Origin of the sequence: Amycolatopsis sp. NPDC051102 (assembly GCF_040682815.1) — a bacterium.
Taxonomy (GTDB): Bacteria; Actinomycetota; Actinomycetes; order Mycobacteriales; family Pseudonocardiaceae; genus Amycolatopsis.
In genome coordinates, this window is record NZ_JBFBBT010000001.1 from 1010041 (window position 1) to 1025294 (window position 15254).

Here is a 15254-nt window from a genome sequence, read left to right on the forward strand (position 1 = left end):
GGGTGATCGAAAGCCCCGGGCCGGCTCAAGCCGGGTTGCGGGGCGCGGCGGGGTCGGAGCCGGCCAGTTCGGCGGGGTCCAGGTCGTCCAGCGGCTGCCAGCGGAACACCCCGGCGCCCTGGGCGTAGGCGAGGTGCCCGCCGAGCGCGCCGCCCACGCTCGTCGCGGTGAGGCCCAGCGCGCCCAGGAGCCGTCCGCCGGCACCGCGGCGGCGAGCCAGGTAGGACGCCCCGAACAGGACCGTCGCCGCCGCGTTGGCCGTCGCGTGCACCAGGCCGACCCGGCGTTGCCGCTCGTCGAGCCCGGCGTAGTCGGCCAAGCCGAGGACGATCGCCGCCGGGGCCGCCAGCAGCCCGGTCGCGACGAGGCGGCGGGCCGTGTCCCGGCCGTCCGGGAGCAGGTCGAACACCGCCGAACACAGCCACGCGCCGATCGGCAGCGTCACCGCGAGCGGGTGCAGGGGGTGCCCCAGCGCCTGGCCGCGCAGCTGCCGGCCGGCTCCGCTGCCGGCCACCCCGGCCAGCAGCCGCCGGAGTGCGCCGGCGGGGCCGTCGAGCGCCTGGGCGTCCTCGGCCTTCTGCAGTGCCCGGTGCGCCCACGCGGGCTTCGTGCGGCTGTGATCATCGTGCGTCGGATCCATGCCGCCCCGGCTACCCCGCCCGCTCCCGGGATAACCGGCCCGCGGCCGGGGTACCAGTAGCGCGTGCCCCTTCCCGCCGGAATCGCCGCCTTCCTGCCCGGCACGGCCGTCGCCGCGGGTGCGGCCGTCCTGTTCGCCGTCGGGTCCGTCCTGCAGCACGAGGCCGCGTCGAGCAGCTCGGACGCCCGGGGTCTCGAACTGCGCCGGCTGGTCACGCGTCCGAAGTGGATGGCCGGGCAGAGCGCCACCGTGCTGGGGACCCTCCTGCAGGTCGTGGCGCTCGCCCTGGCACCGGTGGCCATCGTGCAGCCGGTGCTGGCCGGGGGACTGGTCGTCGCGCTGGGGATCCGTTCGGTGCGCGACCGGTGCCTGCCCTCCCGGCAGGCCGGTCTCGGCGCCGTCTGCACCTGCGGCGGCCTGGCCGTCTTCCTCGTCGCGGCCCGGCCCGCCGCCGGCACCGGCGACCACCTGCCGCCCTGGTTCGCGGTCCTCGCCGTCGTGCTCGTGGCCGTCGGCCTGGTCGCGGTGAGCAGCCGGTCCGGGCGCGGGGCGTGGGGCGCGCTCGCCTGCGGCGCGTCGGCCGGGATCGCCGCGGGGATCGCGGCGGTGCTGATCTCCACGGCGATCAAGACGTTCGGCGAACGCGGCCTGCTGGCCACCTTGACCGGCAGCGCGCTGTGGGCCGCCCTCGCCGTCGCCGTGGTCGCGCAGCTCGGCAGCCAGCAGGCCTACGCCCGGGGTTCGCTGTCGTGGTCGATGCCCGCGCTGGTGCTGCTCGACCCGCTCGCCGCCGTCCCCGCCGCCCGGCTCCTCACCGGGGAACGCCTCGAACCGGGTCACGCGTTCGTGTGGGTTCCTGCCGCCGCGGTGGCCGTCGTGGGCGTGGTCCTGCTGGCCCGGACCGGCGAAGGCTGCCGGCGGCCCCTGCGTGTTTCGCTGTCGCGTCAGCGGGAAGCCCGGAGGACACCGGACGAAGGAGGCCGATGACCGAGCCGAACCAGAGCTTCGACCCGCCGCAGGACACCGGCGAGCCCGACGCCGTCGAAACCGACCCGGCCGCGCTCAACAGCGCCGAGGACCTCGACGAGGACCGGATCAAGGCCGACCCGCTCGAGGAGGGCATGGACCCGCCCGAGCACTGGTCGGGCGTCACGAAGTACGGGATGACGCCGTGGGAGCAGGAGCACCCGCGCGGGCTGGGCGACCGGATCGGCGAGGAGCGCCCCGACCCGGCGAACGAGGTCCCGCCGCTGTCCGAACCGGACGACGGCGAGCTCGCCCGGGAGCCGATCCAGCTGGAACCGGTCGCGGGCGACGGCCCCCCGCTCGACACCGAGCCCGACGAGATCGGCGTGGACGCCGGTCCCGCCGTGGCCGCGGGCCCGGAACAGGACGCCCTGCACATCGAGGAAGAGGCGGGCGAGCGGGCACCTTGATCCACCGCACCGGGTAGTGCCGCCGAACGGGGGTGCCCCGCGGAAGCCGATGCTGATATCCCTCAGCGCGTGACCATGGACACGATCGCCCTGCACAGCATCAACCCGTGGGAGGTGTCCTTCCTGCGCGAGGAGGTGGGTGCCTACTTCGCCAACGGGATCGAGCTCGCCCCCGGCGCGACGGTCCTCGACGTCGGCGCGAACATCGGGGTCTTCTCCGCAGCCGTGTACGAGCGGCTGGACGGGAACGTGCGGATCTACGCGTTCGAACCGCTGCCGCCGCTGCACGCGACGCTGGAGAGCAACGCCCGCGACTTCTTCGGCGGCCGGCTGACCGCGCTGCCCTACGGCCTGGCGGCCGGCGAGGACGAGCTCGACTTCAGCTACTTCCCGGCGGCGACCATCTTCTCGTCGTCATTGCGGGACGAAGGCAACGTCGAGGCCGAGCGGCGGCGCGTCACCGCCAGCGTGGTCGAGATGATCCGCCGGGGCGGCCTGGGCGCGGCCCTGCGCCGGGTGCCGGCCCCCGTGCTGCGCGGCATCGTCGGGCGCAAGCTGCGGGTGATGCGGCAGCTCGAAACCCACCGCGTCCGGGTGCGGCCGCTCTCGGCGGTCCTCGACGAGCAGGGCATCGAACGCGTCGACCTGCTCAAGGTCGACGTCGAAGGCGCCGAGCTCGACGTCCTGCGCGGCCTCGAAGACCGGCACTGGCCGCTGGTCCGGCAGGCCGTCGTCGAGGTCGAAGGCTGGGCACGGCACCGCGAAACGGTCCGCGACGTCTTCGCCGCGCGCGGCTTCACCGTCGAGGCCGTGCAGGACCCGGTCCAGGCGGCCGCCGACATCGGGATGGTGTTCGCGGTCCGCTAGCCGCGGTACTCCAGCCAGTCGAGGTTGATCGCGCCGGTGTCGGCCGGGCCGTAGGACAGGGTCACCACCGGGTCCCGGCCGGTCAGCGGCACGTCGGCGAACGTCGTCGTGCCCCAGGCGTCCCAGCTGTCGGCGACCTTCGGGAAGCTGACCTGCCGCAGCGCCTGCCCGTCCACCGACAGCGTCATCGTGCGGGTGTCGCTGTTGGCGTTGGCGTACCGGACGGTGACCGAGCCGCGCGTCGCGGCCGTCGTGGTGCGGTGCAGGGTGAAGGACGTCGACGCGCCCTGTGCCCAGAGGCCGTCGAGGAACGCGCGGCCCGAGTAGCCCGTGTGGTTGACGTTCGTCTTCACGCCACCGGAATTGAGCGCGTCCTCGGCTTCGAGGTGCGCGGGGTCGGGACAGCCGGTGAGGGCCGCGGCGCCCGCCGTGTCGGCGCAGCGGTCCTGCGCGTCGGGCACGCCGTCGCCGTCCCGGTCACCGGCCGGTGCGCCGCCGAGGGTGATGTCCACGGTGTGGTCGCCGGTCAGCGTGGCCGGCAGCTCCGCGCGGGCGGCCCGGCCGTCGACCGTGACCGCGCGGATCGCGGTGCCCGCGCCGTGCAGCGCGAGGGTGAGGTTCGCCGCCCGGTACCGCAGGTTCCGCAGCGTGACGTCGCCCCAGCCCGCCGGGAGGCGGGGCGCGAGCGACAGCCCGCGGTCGGTGAAGGTCAGCCCGAACAGCCCGGTGTGGACCATGTCGAGGAACGCCGTGGCCGACCAGGTCTGGTCCGGCTCGGAGCCCCAGTGGAACTTCACGGTGTCGCCCAGCCGCTGCCAGCCGCCGTCGACGACGCCGGTGGTGCCGTTGTGGATCTCCCAGAACCCGCTGTTGTTCCCGGCCAGCTTGGCCAGGCGGGCGGTCTCGGCGGCGTACGCGTTCGTTTCGCCCTGCCCGGCGAGGGCCTTCGCCCACAGGCCCTGAACCAGCGGCCAGACAATGGCGTTGTGCCGGCCGGGCTGCGTGTCGCTGTAACGCGCCCAGTTCGGGAAGGTGTCCGGCATGCCCCAGGGCAGTTCCCGGGCGTGGCTCACGATCGACCGGGCCTGCGCCGGGTTCGCGACGCCGAAGAGCAGCGCGAACGCCAGCCCGGTGCCCTCCTGGAAGGCGCCGCGGCTGCCGTCGGCCAGCAGCTGGTAGTCGTAGAGCCCGGTGGCCGGGTTCCAGAAGCGGTCGTTGATCGCCGCCCGGAGCGCGTTGGCCTTGGCCCGGTACGCGGCGGTCTCCGACCCCGGCCGGTTCAGCTTCTCGGCCATGTTCGCGGCGTTGACGTAGGCGGCGTAGTAGAGCTCGTTCGTGCTCAGGTACATCCCGCTCGCGACGCCCGGCCAGGGCATGCTCCCGGTGCTGACGGACTCGGTCGCGTCCGCGGGCGGCGCGGGGTAGCCGGCGATCCCGTCGTTGAAGAACGACGCGCCGGTGAACAGCCCGTAGGCCGGGTTGAAGCCGGCCGTGGTGGCGTGTTCGCGGATCGCCAGCGTGTCCGCCGCCGTCCGGTAGGCGTTGTCCAGGAACCCCCGGTCGCCGGTGACCAGGTAGTGGTGCCAGGCGGCGGTGACCCAGACGACCTGGTCCCACTGCTGGTCGTCCTGCTGGACGCGCAGGGCGCCGGCCGCGTCCTCGTCGACGACCGCCCACAGCGTGTTCTTCGCCAGGGCCGGGTCGAGCAGGCTGGTGGCGTTCCAGCTGTTGATCGACGCGTCGCGGGTCCAGGGCTGGGCGTATCCGCCGCCCGCGCGGACGATGCCGGTCGCCGGGTCGAGCAGCCCGGCCCGGTCGTACCGGGCGTCGTAGGCGATGGTGTTGGTGCGCAACAGGTTCCGCAGCGCGGCGGCGTAGGCCGTGCCGTACAGCGCCTGGCTGCCGGGGTTGGCGAACTCGAGTGACGGAGGGGGCGCCGGGCTCGCCGTGGCCGGCGCGGCTCCGGCGAGTGCGCCGGCCGCGGTCGCCAGGGCCAGGAAGGTGTGCCCGATTCGCTGCGGGAGGCCGTTTCTCATGCGCGTACCCCTTTCGGCGGCGCCATTGCACCACGGACCGCCGGTTTCTCCCCGGAACCGGCGGAATCCTGTCCGTTTCTGTCCGCCGTCACGCTGCGCTCACCCACCGTGAGCGTTAAACGATCAGATGGGCCGACCGGGTGGCAACGCCGGGCCGGGCCCTGCATACTGCAGGAATGGCGCGAAGGAACCCGGAGTGAGTCCGCGTGAAGGAAAGCGCCCGAAGTTCGGCCGGATCGACCCGTTCTGCCTGATGGCCGTCTTCCCGGTGCTGCTCGTCGCCGGGATCCTGGGTGCGCTGGTCAACGTGGCGCTGGGCATCGGCTTCGCCGTCTTCGCGGGGTTGATCCTGCTGTTCGACTCCTGGGCCAACCGGCCCGGCCCGACGCCGCCGCCCGAAGCCCCGGCCCCCACCCGGACCCGCCGGCCGGCGACCCCGCCCCCGTCGCGCGCACCGGCCCAGGCCCGCCGCCCGGTGGGGGACCGCGGACCGGCACGAGCGCCCGCGCGGGCGCCGGTTCGCCGGGCGGGACCGCCGCCGCCGAGGTGACCACCCGCTGAACTGAGCTGGGCTGGGTTCAGCGAGATCGAACCAGTTGCCCTCCGGGCCGTGGCGGTACTCCGCGAACGGGCGGTCGCCGCGTCGGGGGACCGGGCGCGGGACACCCGCCGCCTCGAGACGGTCAGCGAGCGGCGTCACCGCCGAAACCTGCGCGAGTTGCGCCGGCTGAAGCGTGGAGTCCCGGGCGCTGTGTTCGCTCTGCCGTGACCCGCGCAGGCGCATGAGTCCTGTCCGCTGTGGCAGGGAGTTCCCGTTGTGCGGCAGGGGTTTTCCGCGACCGGGAAGTCAACCGCCCCAACCCCCGCGCGGGGGCGCCCCCCGTTTTCCACTCTACCGGCAGGCACCGACAGTTTCGCCCGCCGAACCTCCGGCAGCGCAGGGCGGCGGGGCCACGCTCGCGCTGCCCCCGCCGCCAAACCGTCGGCCGCCGAAACCGTCAGCCGCCGACGTGGATGCCTGGGCGGCGGGCGGGGTCCTTCTCGCTGCTGCGGATGATCTCGCGGACCACCGGGGCCGTGTCGCCGCGGCCGAGGAGGAGGTAGCGGAACAGGTGGCCGAGGGGGTTGCCCTCGGCCCACTCGAAGTGGCACTGAGGGCGGACGCCCGTCACGTCGCGCAGCGCCAGCAGGATCGCCGCGATCGCGTTGGGGGCCGCCGGGCTCGCCGCGCGGAGCACCCGGTAGCCGTCGATGTCGAAGCCGCGGACCTTGAGGACGTTGCTGAACTCCGAGGGGTCCACCACGTCGATCTCGAGGAACAGGACGTCGGCCGCGCCGGGGACCGGGTTCATCGCGCGCTGCTCGGCTTCCTTGGCCGAGTACTCGGCGTGGTCGCCGCCCTGGCGGCGGTTGGCGATGATGTGCAGGGCGCCGTCGTGGGCCAGGGACTCGGCGATGAACCGGCGCGACTCTTCGTCGAATTCGATGTGGTCGGCCCGCAGTTCCGTCGTCCGGGTGACCCGGGAGATCAGCGAGACGACGATGATCCCGAGGATGAACAGGGCCGAGATGGCGATGCCGTCCGGCTTTTCGATGACGTTCTCGGCGAGGGCGTAGAGCAGCACGAGGGTCAGGACGACGAAGCCGACCGCGGCGCCGCGATGCCGGTGCCGGATCGCCGAGATGCTGACCGCGACCGCGCCCGAGACCATCATCGCCAGGATGCCGGTGGCGTACGCGCCGGCCTGGGCGTTGACGTCCGCCCCGAACGCGATGGTGATCAGGATGCTGATCACCGTGTAGACGATCACCACCGGCCGGACCGCGCGGCCCCACTCCGGCGCCATGCCGTAGGAGGGCAGGTACCGCGGGACGATGTTGATCAGCCCGGCCATCGCCGAGGCGCCGGCGAACCACAGGATGAGGACGCTGCTGATGTCGTACACGGTCCCGAAGATCTCGCCGAGCTCGTGGTGGGCGAGGTAGGCCATGGCGCGGCCGTTGGCCTCGCCGCCGTCCTTGAACGCGTCGGCCGGGATCAGCACCGTCGTGACGAAGCTGGTCGCGATCAGGAACACCGACATGATGAGCGCGGCGGCGGTCAGCAGCTTGCGCGTGTTGCGGATCCGGGACTCGAGCTTCTCCTCGGGGTTCTTCCCGTCGGCCGCGACCAGCGGCATCATGCTGACGCCGGTCTCGAACCCGGACAGGCCCAGCACCAGCATCGGGAACGCGATGACGGCCGGCCCGAGGATGCCGCCGAACCCGCCACCCCCGGCGGTGAGCGCGTCGGTCCAGTGCGAGAGGGCGGCGGAGTCGCCGAGCAGGTCGATCACGCCTGCCCCCGTGACCACGGCGTTCAGCAGCAGGAACACGGCGACGAGCGGGATGGCGACCCCGACGGCCTCGCTGAACCCGAGCAGGAAGACGCCGCCGAGGATCAGCAGCAGCACGATCGTGATCAGCACCGCGTGCCCGTGCAGGAAGCCCGGCAGGTACGGGTTTTCCAGCATGTGCACGGTGGCGTCCGCCGAGGACAGCGTGATCGTGATGATCCACGACGTGGCGACGAACCCGAGCAGCGTGAGGACGAAGAGCTTGCCCCGCCAGAACGGCAGCAGGGTCTCCAGCATGGCCACCGAGCCCTGCCCGTGCGGGCTCTCGCGGGCGACCCGGCGGTACATCGGCAGCATCCCGAGCAGCGTCAGGGCGACGATCAGCAGCGTCGCCAGCGGCGACAGCGCCCCGGCGGCGAGCGCGGCGATGCCGGGCAGGTAGGAGAGGGTGGAGAAGTAGTCGACGCCGGTCAGGCACATGACCTTCCACCACGCCTGCGGCGTGCCGTGGTCTTCACCACCGGCCCGCCCGACGGGCGCCACCCGGTGCTCCAGCAGCCAACGGGCCACCCCCGAGGCGGGCGGCTGCGGCGGCACCGGGCTCTCGACCCGCTCCGGAATGGTCAAATCGGGTGAAGCACCCATTTTCGCCCTCTCGTCCCCGAAACACCGGCCACCAGCATGCCCGATCCCGGCGCGGTCCCTCACGGGAGGTTGCCCCCGGTCCTCTTCGGACAGCACCGGCCGACCCTCCGGGTACGCGAACCGGCGCGGGCGTGGCCGGCCCTCGCCGTTTCACCACCCCCGCCGCCGGGTAGCCGAGCCCGCATGCCCGGACGCGAAGACCTGCCCAGCACCCTCCTGCGGTCGCCGCGCAAGGCCCAGGACACCTGGGTGGCCGCGCACGACTCGGCCCTGCGGACCTACGGCCCCGGACGGCGGGCGCAGCAAACCGCCTACGCCGCGTTGAAGCACACCTTCGAGAAGGTCGGCGACCACTGGGAGCCGAAACCCGAACGCGGTCCTTCCGACGAGCAGGCCGCCGGGGGTGCCGGGCAGCCGGACCGGCCGACCCACGGCGGCGTGAACGCGACCGCGAGCCGGCAGCACCTCTACGAACGCGCGAAGCAGCTCGGTGTCCCCGGGCGGTCGCGGATGTCCAAGGACGAGCTCGTCGCCGCCCTGGAGAAGGAGAACCGGCGGCGCACCGACCGGGCGCGCCGCTCCGGGGACTGACCTGTCCGGTGTGGACGGTCAGAACTCGTCGGCGTCGGTGAGTTCGTGCTCGAAGGCGTCGGCGCGGGCGACGACGGCCTTCAGCGGGCGCTCGAACTCCTCCTGGATGCTGAGGTCCTCCAGCGGCACCGTGTGCTTGAGCAGCGCGACGCCGTCGACCACCGCCGCGCCGCCGACCGCCGAGGCGCCGGCGAGCTCCAGCAGCCGCCGCAGGTCGACCTTGTCGGCCCAGCCGACCGGGGAGGAGATCTCGATCCACGAGCCCCCGTCGAGCTCGGCGAGGTGGTGCACCGTCGCCTGCTGGGTGCGGTTCCGCGGGCCCTCCAGCCGGAACCGCAGCCAGCCCTCCGACTCCTCGAGGACCTCGTACCGCGTCCGGACAAAGTTGATCACGTCGATCCAGGTGGTCACCCGCTGCGCCTCCCGCCTTCGGCCTGCCTGCGCGGTCGAGCATCTCACGTCCGCGCCCGGGACGGTCCGGTGCGGCCCCCGGGCCGCCCGGTGGCCGGGTTTAGCCCGGGCAGCGGGGGTTACCCGTGGTAGTGAAAGCCTCCACTACCGTGAGGCCGATGGTGAGGAGGTTGGGGCAGTGCCGCCCTTCCGGAGTGACCTCGTGCGGGCCGGGGAGCCGCGCTCGATCGAGTCCGCGCGGCCGCCGTCATGATCGGCAGTCCCGTCCGGCTGGCGGTCGGCCGCCGCGAGCAGGCGACCGTCGTCCGGATCGCCGGCGAGCTGAACCCCGATTCGTACCCGGCGGTGCGCGACGGCCTGCTCGAGATCGCCACCGACGCGCCCGACGGCCTGGTGGCCGACGTCAGCGAGCTGGTCATCGGCGACCCGTCCCTGGTGAGCGTCTTCTCGGTGGTCGCCATGCGGATCGGCGACTGGCCGGGTATCCCGTTCTCGCTCGTGGCCGCCGAGGCCGGACACCGCGCTGTGCTGAACAGAAACCTGGCCGACCGGTCCGTCCCCGTCCGCGCCGGCGTGGCGGCAGCCACGGCGGCACTGGACCACTCGGTGCGCCGCCGGTGCGAGCGCACTTTCCCGCGCGCCGAGGGAACTTCGTCGCACATCCGCGAGTTCGTCGCGGGCAAGCTGGGCGAGTGGGCGGTGCCGGAGCTCGCCGGAGACGCCCGCCTGATCGTCACCGAGCTGGCCGAGAACGTGCTGCGGCACACCGCTTCCGAGCCGAAGCTGCGGCTCGACCTGCGCCACGGGGTGTGCACGGTCGCGGTGGCCGACCACGACGTGCGGCCGGCCGTGCTGCTGGAACGGCTGTCCCCGTTCGAGCCCGGCATGGGGCTGAAGCTGGTCGCGCAGATGGCCCGTTCGTGGGGCTGCAGCCGATCCCGGGCCGGCGGGAAGGTCGTCTGGGCGGTGCTGTTCCGCCGTCCCCGCACCGCCGGATAGCGGGGCTTCCGCCGCCGGGGATTGCGGCGGCCGTGCCCGGGGTGCTAGTCGTTGATCCATGGGGTTGACCAACGTGTGGCTCGCGACTCTCAGCGACGGGCTGCTCCGCGCCGACCAGGTCGTCGGCCTGACGGCGCACGCGACACCGGCGTTGACGGGCAAGCCGCCCCGCTGGCTGCTCGACGCGACTCTCCGGACGGCGGCGGGCAGCGGCAGCGCGGACGGCTGGGACATGGGCATTCTCCACCGCACCCTGATCCAGACGCCGGGCGAACCGGTGGGCGCACCCGAGGCGCTCGCCCGCCTTCTGGCCCGGCTGGACCGCGAGAACGCGGCGGGCCTGATCACCGCGGTGGCCGACAGCGGGGCGAGGACGCACCCGGCGAGCGTGGTGCGCTTCGCCTTCCACCCCTTCGAGGACGACGAAGGCTCAGGCTGAGGTCCCGGGGCCACTTGCTCGCCCGGCCGGACCGCGAAAGCGTGCTTGCCCCCGACGGTGACCGAGGCTCCGGCGCCTGACAGCCGGAGCCCCACCGCCCTACTTGGTCAGCGCGGCGATCCGCCCCAGGACCTCGTCCCGGCCCAGCGCCTGCGTGATCGCGTGCAGGTCGGGGCTGCGGGTCGAGCCGGTCAGGGCGATGCGGATGATCTGCGAGGCCTCGCGGATCGAACCCGGGAAGCCTTCGGGGTTCTTCTTGAACTCCTTGGCGTTGCGGGCGAAACCGTGCTTGGCCGCGACCGCGCGGATCTGCTCGAACCACTCCTGGCCGTCGTCGAGCTGCCGGTAGTCGGCGGCGAAGTCGCGGGCGACGGCCTGGACGACCGCGCGGTCGACGCCGAGCGCGGCGATCCGCTCGTCGTCGGGGCCGGTGACCGCCGCGTGGAGCTGCGGGAAGAAGAAGCCGTAGACCGCGCGGAACTCGCTCCACTTCTTCAGGTCCTTGCGCGGGTTCTCGGCCCCTTCGCGCTCGACGGCCAGCGCGCGCAGCGCGAGGTCCGGCTCTTCGTCCAGGACCCGGCGCAGCTCGGGGTCGAACTGCCCGGCCCAGCCGCGGACGGCGTCGAGGATTTCGGCGCCGGACAGCGTGGCGATGTGGTCCGCGGCGATGTCGTCGAGCTTGACCAGATCCACCAGCGGGCCGGCGACGCCGCACTCGTCGAGGTTGATCGGCTCGCTCAGCGCCTGCTCCAGCGGCATTTCCGCGAGCCGGCCGTTGGCCAGGCCGCGCAGGTAGTACAGCACCGCGTCGGCCGGGTAGCCGGCCTCGATGAAGAAGTCGACGGACGCTTCCGGGTCCTTGCGCTTCGACAGCTTGCGCTTGCTGCCGCCCTCCTGCTTCATCAGCGGGGCGATGTGCGCGTAGGTGATCGGCTCGAAGCCCAGCGCGTCGAACAGCTGCTGGTGCACCGGGACCGACGAGATCCACTCGTCGCCGCGGATCACCAGGTTCACCCGCATGAGGTGATCGTCAACAGCGTGCGCGAAGTGGTAGGTCGGCAGCCGCGGGCTCTGGTCGGAGCTCTTGAGGATGACGACGTCGTTGCGGTTGGCCTCGGCTTCCAGCGGCCCGCGGATCGCGTCGGTGAACCGGGCGCGGGCGCCGGTGTCGTCGGGGGCGCGGAACCGCACGACGTACGGGGCGCCGGCGTCCAGCTTGGCCCGGACGTCGGCCGGGTCGGCGTCGCGCCAGATGGCCCAGCTGCCGTAGTAGCCGGTGGGCAGCTTGGTGGCCTGCTGCCGCTGGGTGATCGCGGCCAGCTCTTCCTTGGTGGCGAAGTCGAGGTACGCCTTGCCCCGGCGCAGCAGGTCGCGGACGTAGGTGAGGTAGATCCGCTCGCGGGCGGACTGCCGGTAGGGGCCGTAGTCGCCGCCGCGGTCGGCGTCTTCGTCGGCGGCGAGGCGGAAGTAGCGGAAGCCGCGTTCGAACTGCTCGAGGGCGCCTTCGACCTCGCGGGACTGGTCGGTGTCCTCGATGCGGACGAGGTACCGGCCGCCGGAGCGGCGGGCGACGTCCTGGTCGATGGTGCCGACGTAGATGCCGCCGATGTGCACGAACCCGGTCGGCGACGGGCCCAGGCGCGTGACCAGCGCACCTTCGGGGAGGTCGCGAGCGGGGTACTGCTGCTCCCAGTGCTCGGGCTCGGGCAGGTCGGCAGGGAAGAGTGCGTCGATGACCGCTCGGTCCAGCATGGGTTGTTCTCCCGCGTCGTGGTGCGCTTGCTTCGGCGAAAATGGTCGTTTTCGCCGAAGACGAGCCTAGCCGTGCGGCCTCCGGCCCCACCCGGGTAGGTGGTGCGGACCGGGCGGCGGTGCTAGTTTCCGGGGAATGCGCGCTCGGTTTCCCTTCGCCAGAACGCTTTCCGCCTTGGCGGCCCTGCTCGTGCTCCCGCTGGCCGCCCCGGCGGCCGCGTCCGCGCGGCCCGGCGGCGAGTGCGCGACACCGTCGATCGACCGGCTGCAGCAGTGGCTGGCCAGCGGTGAGGGGACGACCGTCCCGGCCACCGGGAGCCTGCTCGTGCCCGAGGGACGCCGGTACGCGGCCAAGGTGACGTTCCTGAACGCCGAGTGGCACGTGGCCGTCGTCTGGCTGGGCAACGAGTTCGAGGCGCAGGCCGACCTTTCGCGGTCGGCGGGGTTCCTGCTGACCTACCGCGCGACCGACGACCTCTACGTCCAGCTGCGCCCGGCCTCCCACTGGAGCGGCGGCGACAAGTGGCTGACGCTGGTGCCCTCGACGGGCGGCCGGCTGGTGACGAAGTTCTTCGGCTTCTCGCCGCGCCGCTGGACGTCGCTGCCGGAGCTGGGGACGCCGCCGTACTCCTTCGCCTCGGCGCTGAAGGAGGCGCGGGGGCTGGTGTTCGTCGGGAAGACGCCGAACGAGCTGGAGTTCCGCGGCCTGCGGATCGACGGCTACCGGCCGCCGTGCCGCTGACCGTCGTCTTCGACGCCGAGCTCTGGGAATGGGACGCCCGGCGCACCGACAGCTGGACGTTCGTGAGCCTGCCCGCCGAGGCGTCGGACGACATCCGCGAGCGCACCGCGGGGCCCCGGCGTGGCTTCGGATCGGTCCGCGTCCGGGTGACCGTCGGGGCCACAAGCTGGCAGACCTCGATCTTCCCGGACAGCTCGCGCGGCGCCTACGTGCTGCCCGTCAAGCGGGCCGTCCGCGAAGCCGAAGGCCTCGAAGTGGGGGACACCTGCACCGTCAGCGTGGAGCTCGCCGGTTCGTGAGCGCGTGATCCGCCGAAACGCGATCCCCGGCGGGACGGATCTGCCATGATGCGGACACAGGCCCCGAACCGCGCAAGGGAGACACGATGTCCGCCCAGATGGACGAGCTGATCACTCAGTTCCAGCACTTCCAGAGCAAGGTCCGGCAGGCCGAAGCCCGCTTCGCCGGCGTGGGCGACATGCAGGAGCGGATCGCCCGGCTGGAGACCACCGTCACCTCGCCGGACGGGACCGTGACCGTCACCGCGGGGGCCGGCGGCACCGTCACCGACCTGCGGCTCACCGCCGGTGCCACGCGCGTCGAAGCCGGGCAGCTGGCCGCCACCATCATGAACACCATCCGCCGGGCCGTCGCGGGGGCCGCGCAGCAGCAGGCCGGGATCGTGGACGAAACCTTCGGCGACGCGTTCGGCGTGGACGTCTCGGCCCAGGTCCGCGAAGCCCAGGCCGAAGCGTTCGGAACCGCGGCGGCCGAACCCGCGTCGGACCCGCAGCCGCGGCAGCCGTCGCGGCCCGCCCGCCGGCCCGCCGCCGAGGACGACGACGACTTCGGTCAGGGCCCCATCCTCCGCCGATCCTAGGGAAACCCGCGATGCCAGACGGAATTCAGACGAACATCGGCGCGATCTCCGCCTACGCCAAGCAGCTGCCGTTCTACGAGCAGGAAGCCGACAAGTTCGGCGCCAAGATCGACGCCGCCGACGTGACGGACCAGGCCTGGGGGCTCGTCGGTCTCTTCGCCAAGCAGGGCTACACCGAGCGCCTCACCGAGCTGCGCTCCTTGCTCACCGACCTCAAGGACGGCGTGGACGGCTTCACCACCAAGCTGACGAAGGCCGCCGAGATGTACCAGGGGATGGAAGACGCCGGGAAGGTCACCTTCGGCCGCTACGAGGCGGAAATCGACGCGATCGGACAGGGCGAATGACCGAGCCGAAGAAGAGCATCGCCGACGCGCTGGACGTCGAACCCTACGACGAGAGCCTGGGCGCCAACCTCGACCGCGCCGCCGGGTACGTGCCGGTGGCGGGCACCGCCTACAAGGCGGGCAAGAAGATCGGGGAGCACGCGCGGCAGGCCGCCGAGGCGGACGGCCCGGGCGAACTGGCGTCCGCGGGGGCCGCGCTGGTGGGTGACGGCGCGGCGTTCGTCGGCGCCGCCGCCGGCGACATGGTCACCTTCGCCATGGACCCGATCGGCTGGCTGGTCAGCCACGGCCTGAACATGCTGCTCGAACTGGTCCAGCCGCTGCAGGACGCGCTGCACCAGGTCACCGGCGACGGCCCGGCCATCGGGCACGCCTCCGAAAACTTCGTCACGATCGCGCAGGGCTTCGTCGCGCTCGCCGAGGACTTCGAACGCACCGGCGACACCGCGCTCGCCGAGTGGGTGGACGACGCCGGCAACGCGGCGAAGGAAGCCCTCGGCGACTTCTCCGCCGGCATCCGCGGCATCGGCTCGGCCGCCGGTTCGGTGGCCGAGGTGCTGCAGATGTGGTCGATGGTCATGGTGGTCATCGAAGAGCTGATCAAGGGGATCATCACCGAGCTCGTGTCCTGGCTGATCACGCTGTGGCTGCCGGCCCTGGCCGCGTCGGTGATCAGCTTCGGCGGCTCGGTCGCGGCCGCGATGACCGCGTCCATCGCCAAGGCGGCCAGCGTGCTGCAGAAGGTGACGCGCTACCTCGGCAAGTTCGGCAAGCTGCTCGACACCTTCATGGAGTTCCTGGTGAAGTACTCCGGGAAGCTGGAGACGTTCACCCGCAAGCTGCGGATCGGCGTGATGCCGGGCGAGACGAAGTTCGGCTTCGGCGCGGCGGCCCAGGGCTGGCAGCCGAGCAACCGGGCGCTGACGACGATGTTCGGCACGTCGGCGGGGGTCAAGCCGTTCCTCGCCGGCGCGGGCGTGAAGGCCGGCATCGGGGCCGGGAAGGGCGCGTTCGCCGAAGGCAAGGAAGCCGTCACACCCGAGGGGGACGAACCGTGGTTCGACAAGAGCGAGATCGGCGGGGACCGGAGCCCGGCGGACACCCGCAAGGACCTGGACATCTGAGCGGGTTCG

Annotated in this window: 17 protein-coding genes; 12 read left to right on the top strand and 5 right to left on the bottom strand. The window is 72.8% G+C overall.

Annotated elements, in window-relative coordinates:
- Nucleotides 1–25: 25 nt before the first annotated feature.
- Nucleotides 26–640, bottom strand: coding sequence for a DUF2231 domain-containing protein (locus AB0M93_RS04125; RefSeq protein WP_364268181.1), 615 nt, complete (start codon nucleotides 638–640; stop codon nucleotides 26–28).
- Nucleotides 641–703: 63 nt separating this feature from the next.
- Here AB0M93_RS04125 and AB0M93_RS04130 point away from each other — a divergent pair, with 63 nt between their 5' ends.
- The 3 genes from AB0M93_RS04130 (at nucleotide 704) to AB0M93_RS04140 (ending at nucleotide 2943) form a co-directional block, all read left to right on the top strand.
- On the top strand, nucleotides 704–1627 hold the full coding sequence (locus AB0M93_RS04130) for a DMT family transporter (protein WP_364268183.1): 924 nt from the start codon (nucleotides 704–706) through the stop codon (nucleotides 1625–1627).
- A complete protein-coding gene (locus AB0M93_RS04135; protein ID WP_364268185.1) occupies nucleotides 1624–2076 on the top strand; it encodes a hypothetical protein in 453 nt (150 codons plus the stop codon). The genes AB0M93_RS04130 and AB0M93_RS04135 overlap by 4 nt, the downstream gene beginning before the upstream one ends.
- A 75-nt stretch (nucleotides 2077–2151) precedes the next feature.
- On the top strand, nucleotides 2152–2943 hold the full coding sequence (locus tag AB0M93_RS04140) for an FkbM family methyltransferase (protein ID WP_364268909.1): 792 nt from the start codon (nucleotides 2152–2154) through the stop codon (nucleotides 2941–2943).
- Here the strand turns inward: AB0M93_RS04140 and AB0M93_RS04145 are convergent.
- Nucleotides 2940–4979, bottom strand: a complete 2040-nt coding sequence (locus tag AB0M93_RS04145; RefSeq protein WP_364268187.1) for a glycosyl hydrolase family 65 protein — start codon at nucleotides 4977–4979, stop codon at nucleotides 2940–2942. The two genes, AB0M93_RS04140 and AB0M93_RS04145, sit on opposite strands and share 4 nt — an antisense overlap.
- 196 nt (nucleotides 4980–5175) lie before the next feature.
- Here AB0M93_RS04145 and AB0M93_RS04150 point away from each other — a divergent pair, with 196 nt between their 5' ends.
- Entirely contained in the window at nucleotides 5176–5529 is a 354-nt protein-coding gene (locus AB0M93_RS04150) for a hypothetical protein (RefSeq protein ID WP_364268189.1), read from the top strand.
- A gap of 448 nt (nucleotides 5530–5977) precedes the next feature.
- Here the strand turns inward: AB0M93_RS04150 and AB0M93_RS04155 are convergent, their stop codons facing one another.
- Nucleotides 5978–7960: an amino acid transporter gene (locus tag AB0M93_RS04155; protein WP_364268191.1), complete on the bottom strand. Its 1983-nt coding sequence runs from the start codon at nucleotides 7958–7960 to the stop codon at nucleotides 5978–5980.
- A gap of 183 nt (nucleotides 7961–8143) precedes the next feature.
- Between AB0M93_RS04155 and AB0M93_RS04160 the strand changes: the two genes are divergently transcribed.
- The gene (locus AB0M93_RS04160; protein WP_364268193.1) at nucleotides 8144–8551 is read left to right on the top strand and encodes a ChaB family protein; all 408 of its coding nucleotides are present in this window, start codon (nucleotides 8144–8146) and stop codon (nucleotides 8549–8551) included.
- A gap of 18 nt (nucleotides 8552–8569) precedes the next feature.
- On the opposite strand, the gene AB0M93_RS04165 is transcribed toward AB0M93_RS04160, so the two are convergent.
- Entirely contained in the window at nucleotides 8570–8962 is a 393-nt protein-coding gene (locus AB0M93_RS04165) for a hypothetical protein (RefSeq protein ID WP_364268195.1), read from the bottom strand.
- A 249-nt stretch (nucleotides 8963–9211) separates the two neighbouring features.
- Here AB0M93_RS04165 and AB0M93_RS04170 point away from each other — a divergent pair, with 249 nt between their 5' ends.
- Both AB0M93_RS04170 and AB0M93_RS04175 read left to right on the top strand, forming a co-directional pair.
- The gene (locus AB0M93_RS04170; protein ID WP_364268197.1) at nucleotides 9212–9961 is read left to right on the top strand and encodes an ATP-binding protein; all 750 of its coding nucleotides are present in this window, start codon (nucleotides 9212–9214) and stop codon (nucleotides 9959–9961) included.
- Nucleotides 9962–10019: 58 nt separating this feature from the next.
- Nucleotides 10020–10400, top strand: coding sequence for a hypothetical protein (locus AB0M93_RS04175; protein ID WP_364268199.1), 381 nt, complete (start codon nucleotides 10020–10022; stop codon nucleotides 10398–10400).
- A gap of 99 nt (nucleotides 10401–10499) precedes the next feature.
- Here AB0M93_RS04175 and AB0M93_RS04180 read toward each other — a convergent pair whose 3' ends face one another.
- Nucleotides 10500–12152, bottom strand: coding sequence for a glutamate--tRNA ligase family protein (locus AB0M93_RS04180; RefSeq protein WP_364268201.1), 1653 nt, complete (start codon nucleotides 12150–12152; stop codon nucleotides 10500–10502).
- Between the two features lie 136 nt (nucleotides 12153–12288).
- Here AB0M93_RS04180 and AB0M93_RS04185 point away from each other — a divergent pair, with 136 nt between their 5' ends.
- The 5 genes from AB0M93_RS04185 (at nucleotide 12289) to AB0M93_RS04205 (ending at nucleotide 15245) form a co-directional block, all read left to right on the top strand.
- Nucleotides 12289–12894, top strand: a complete 606-nt coding sequence (locus AB0M93_RS04185; RefSeq protein ID WP_364268203.1) for a hypothetical protein — start codon at nucleotides 12289–12291, stop codon at nucleotides 12892–12894.
- Nucleotides 12891–13193: a DUF1905 domain-containing protein gene (locus tag AB0M93_RS04190; protein ID WP_364268911.1), complete on the top strand. Its 303-nt coding sequence runs from the start codon at nucleotides 12891–12893 to the stop codon at nucleotides 13191–13193. The genes AB0M93_RS04185 and AB0M93_RS04190 overlap by 4 nt, the downstream gene beginning before the upstream one ends.
- 86 nt (nucleotides 13194–13279) lie before the next feature.
- On the top strand, nucleotides 13280–13774 hold the full coding sequence (locus tag AB0M93_RS04195) for a YbaB/EbfC family nucleoid-associated protein (RefSeq protein WP_364268205.1): 495 nt from the start codon (nucleotides 13280–13282) through the stop codon (nucleotides 13772–13774).
- An 11-nt stretch (nucleotides 13775–13785) separates the two neighbouring features.
- On the top strand, nucleotides 13786–14121 hold the full coding sequence (locus tag AB0M93_RS04200) for a hypothetical protein (RefSeq protein WP_364268207.1): 336 nt from the start codon (nucleotides 13786–13788) through the stop codon (nucleotides 14119–14121).
- Nucleotides 14118–15245, top strand: a complete 1128-nt coding sequence (locus AB0M93_RS04205; RefSeq protein WP_364268209.1) for a hypothetical protein — start codon at nucleotides 14118–14120, stop codon at nucleotides 15243–15245. The genes AB0M93_RS04200 and AB0M93_RS04205 overlap by 4 nt, the downstream gene beginning before the upstream one ends.
- Nucleotides 15246–15254 lie beyond the last annotated feature (9 nt).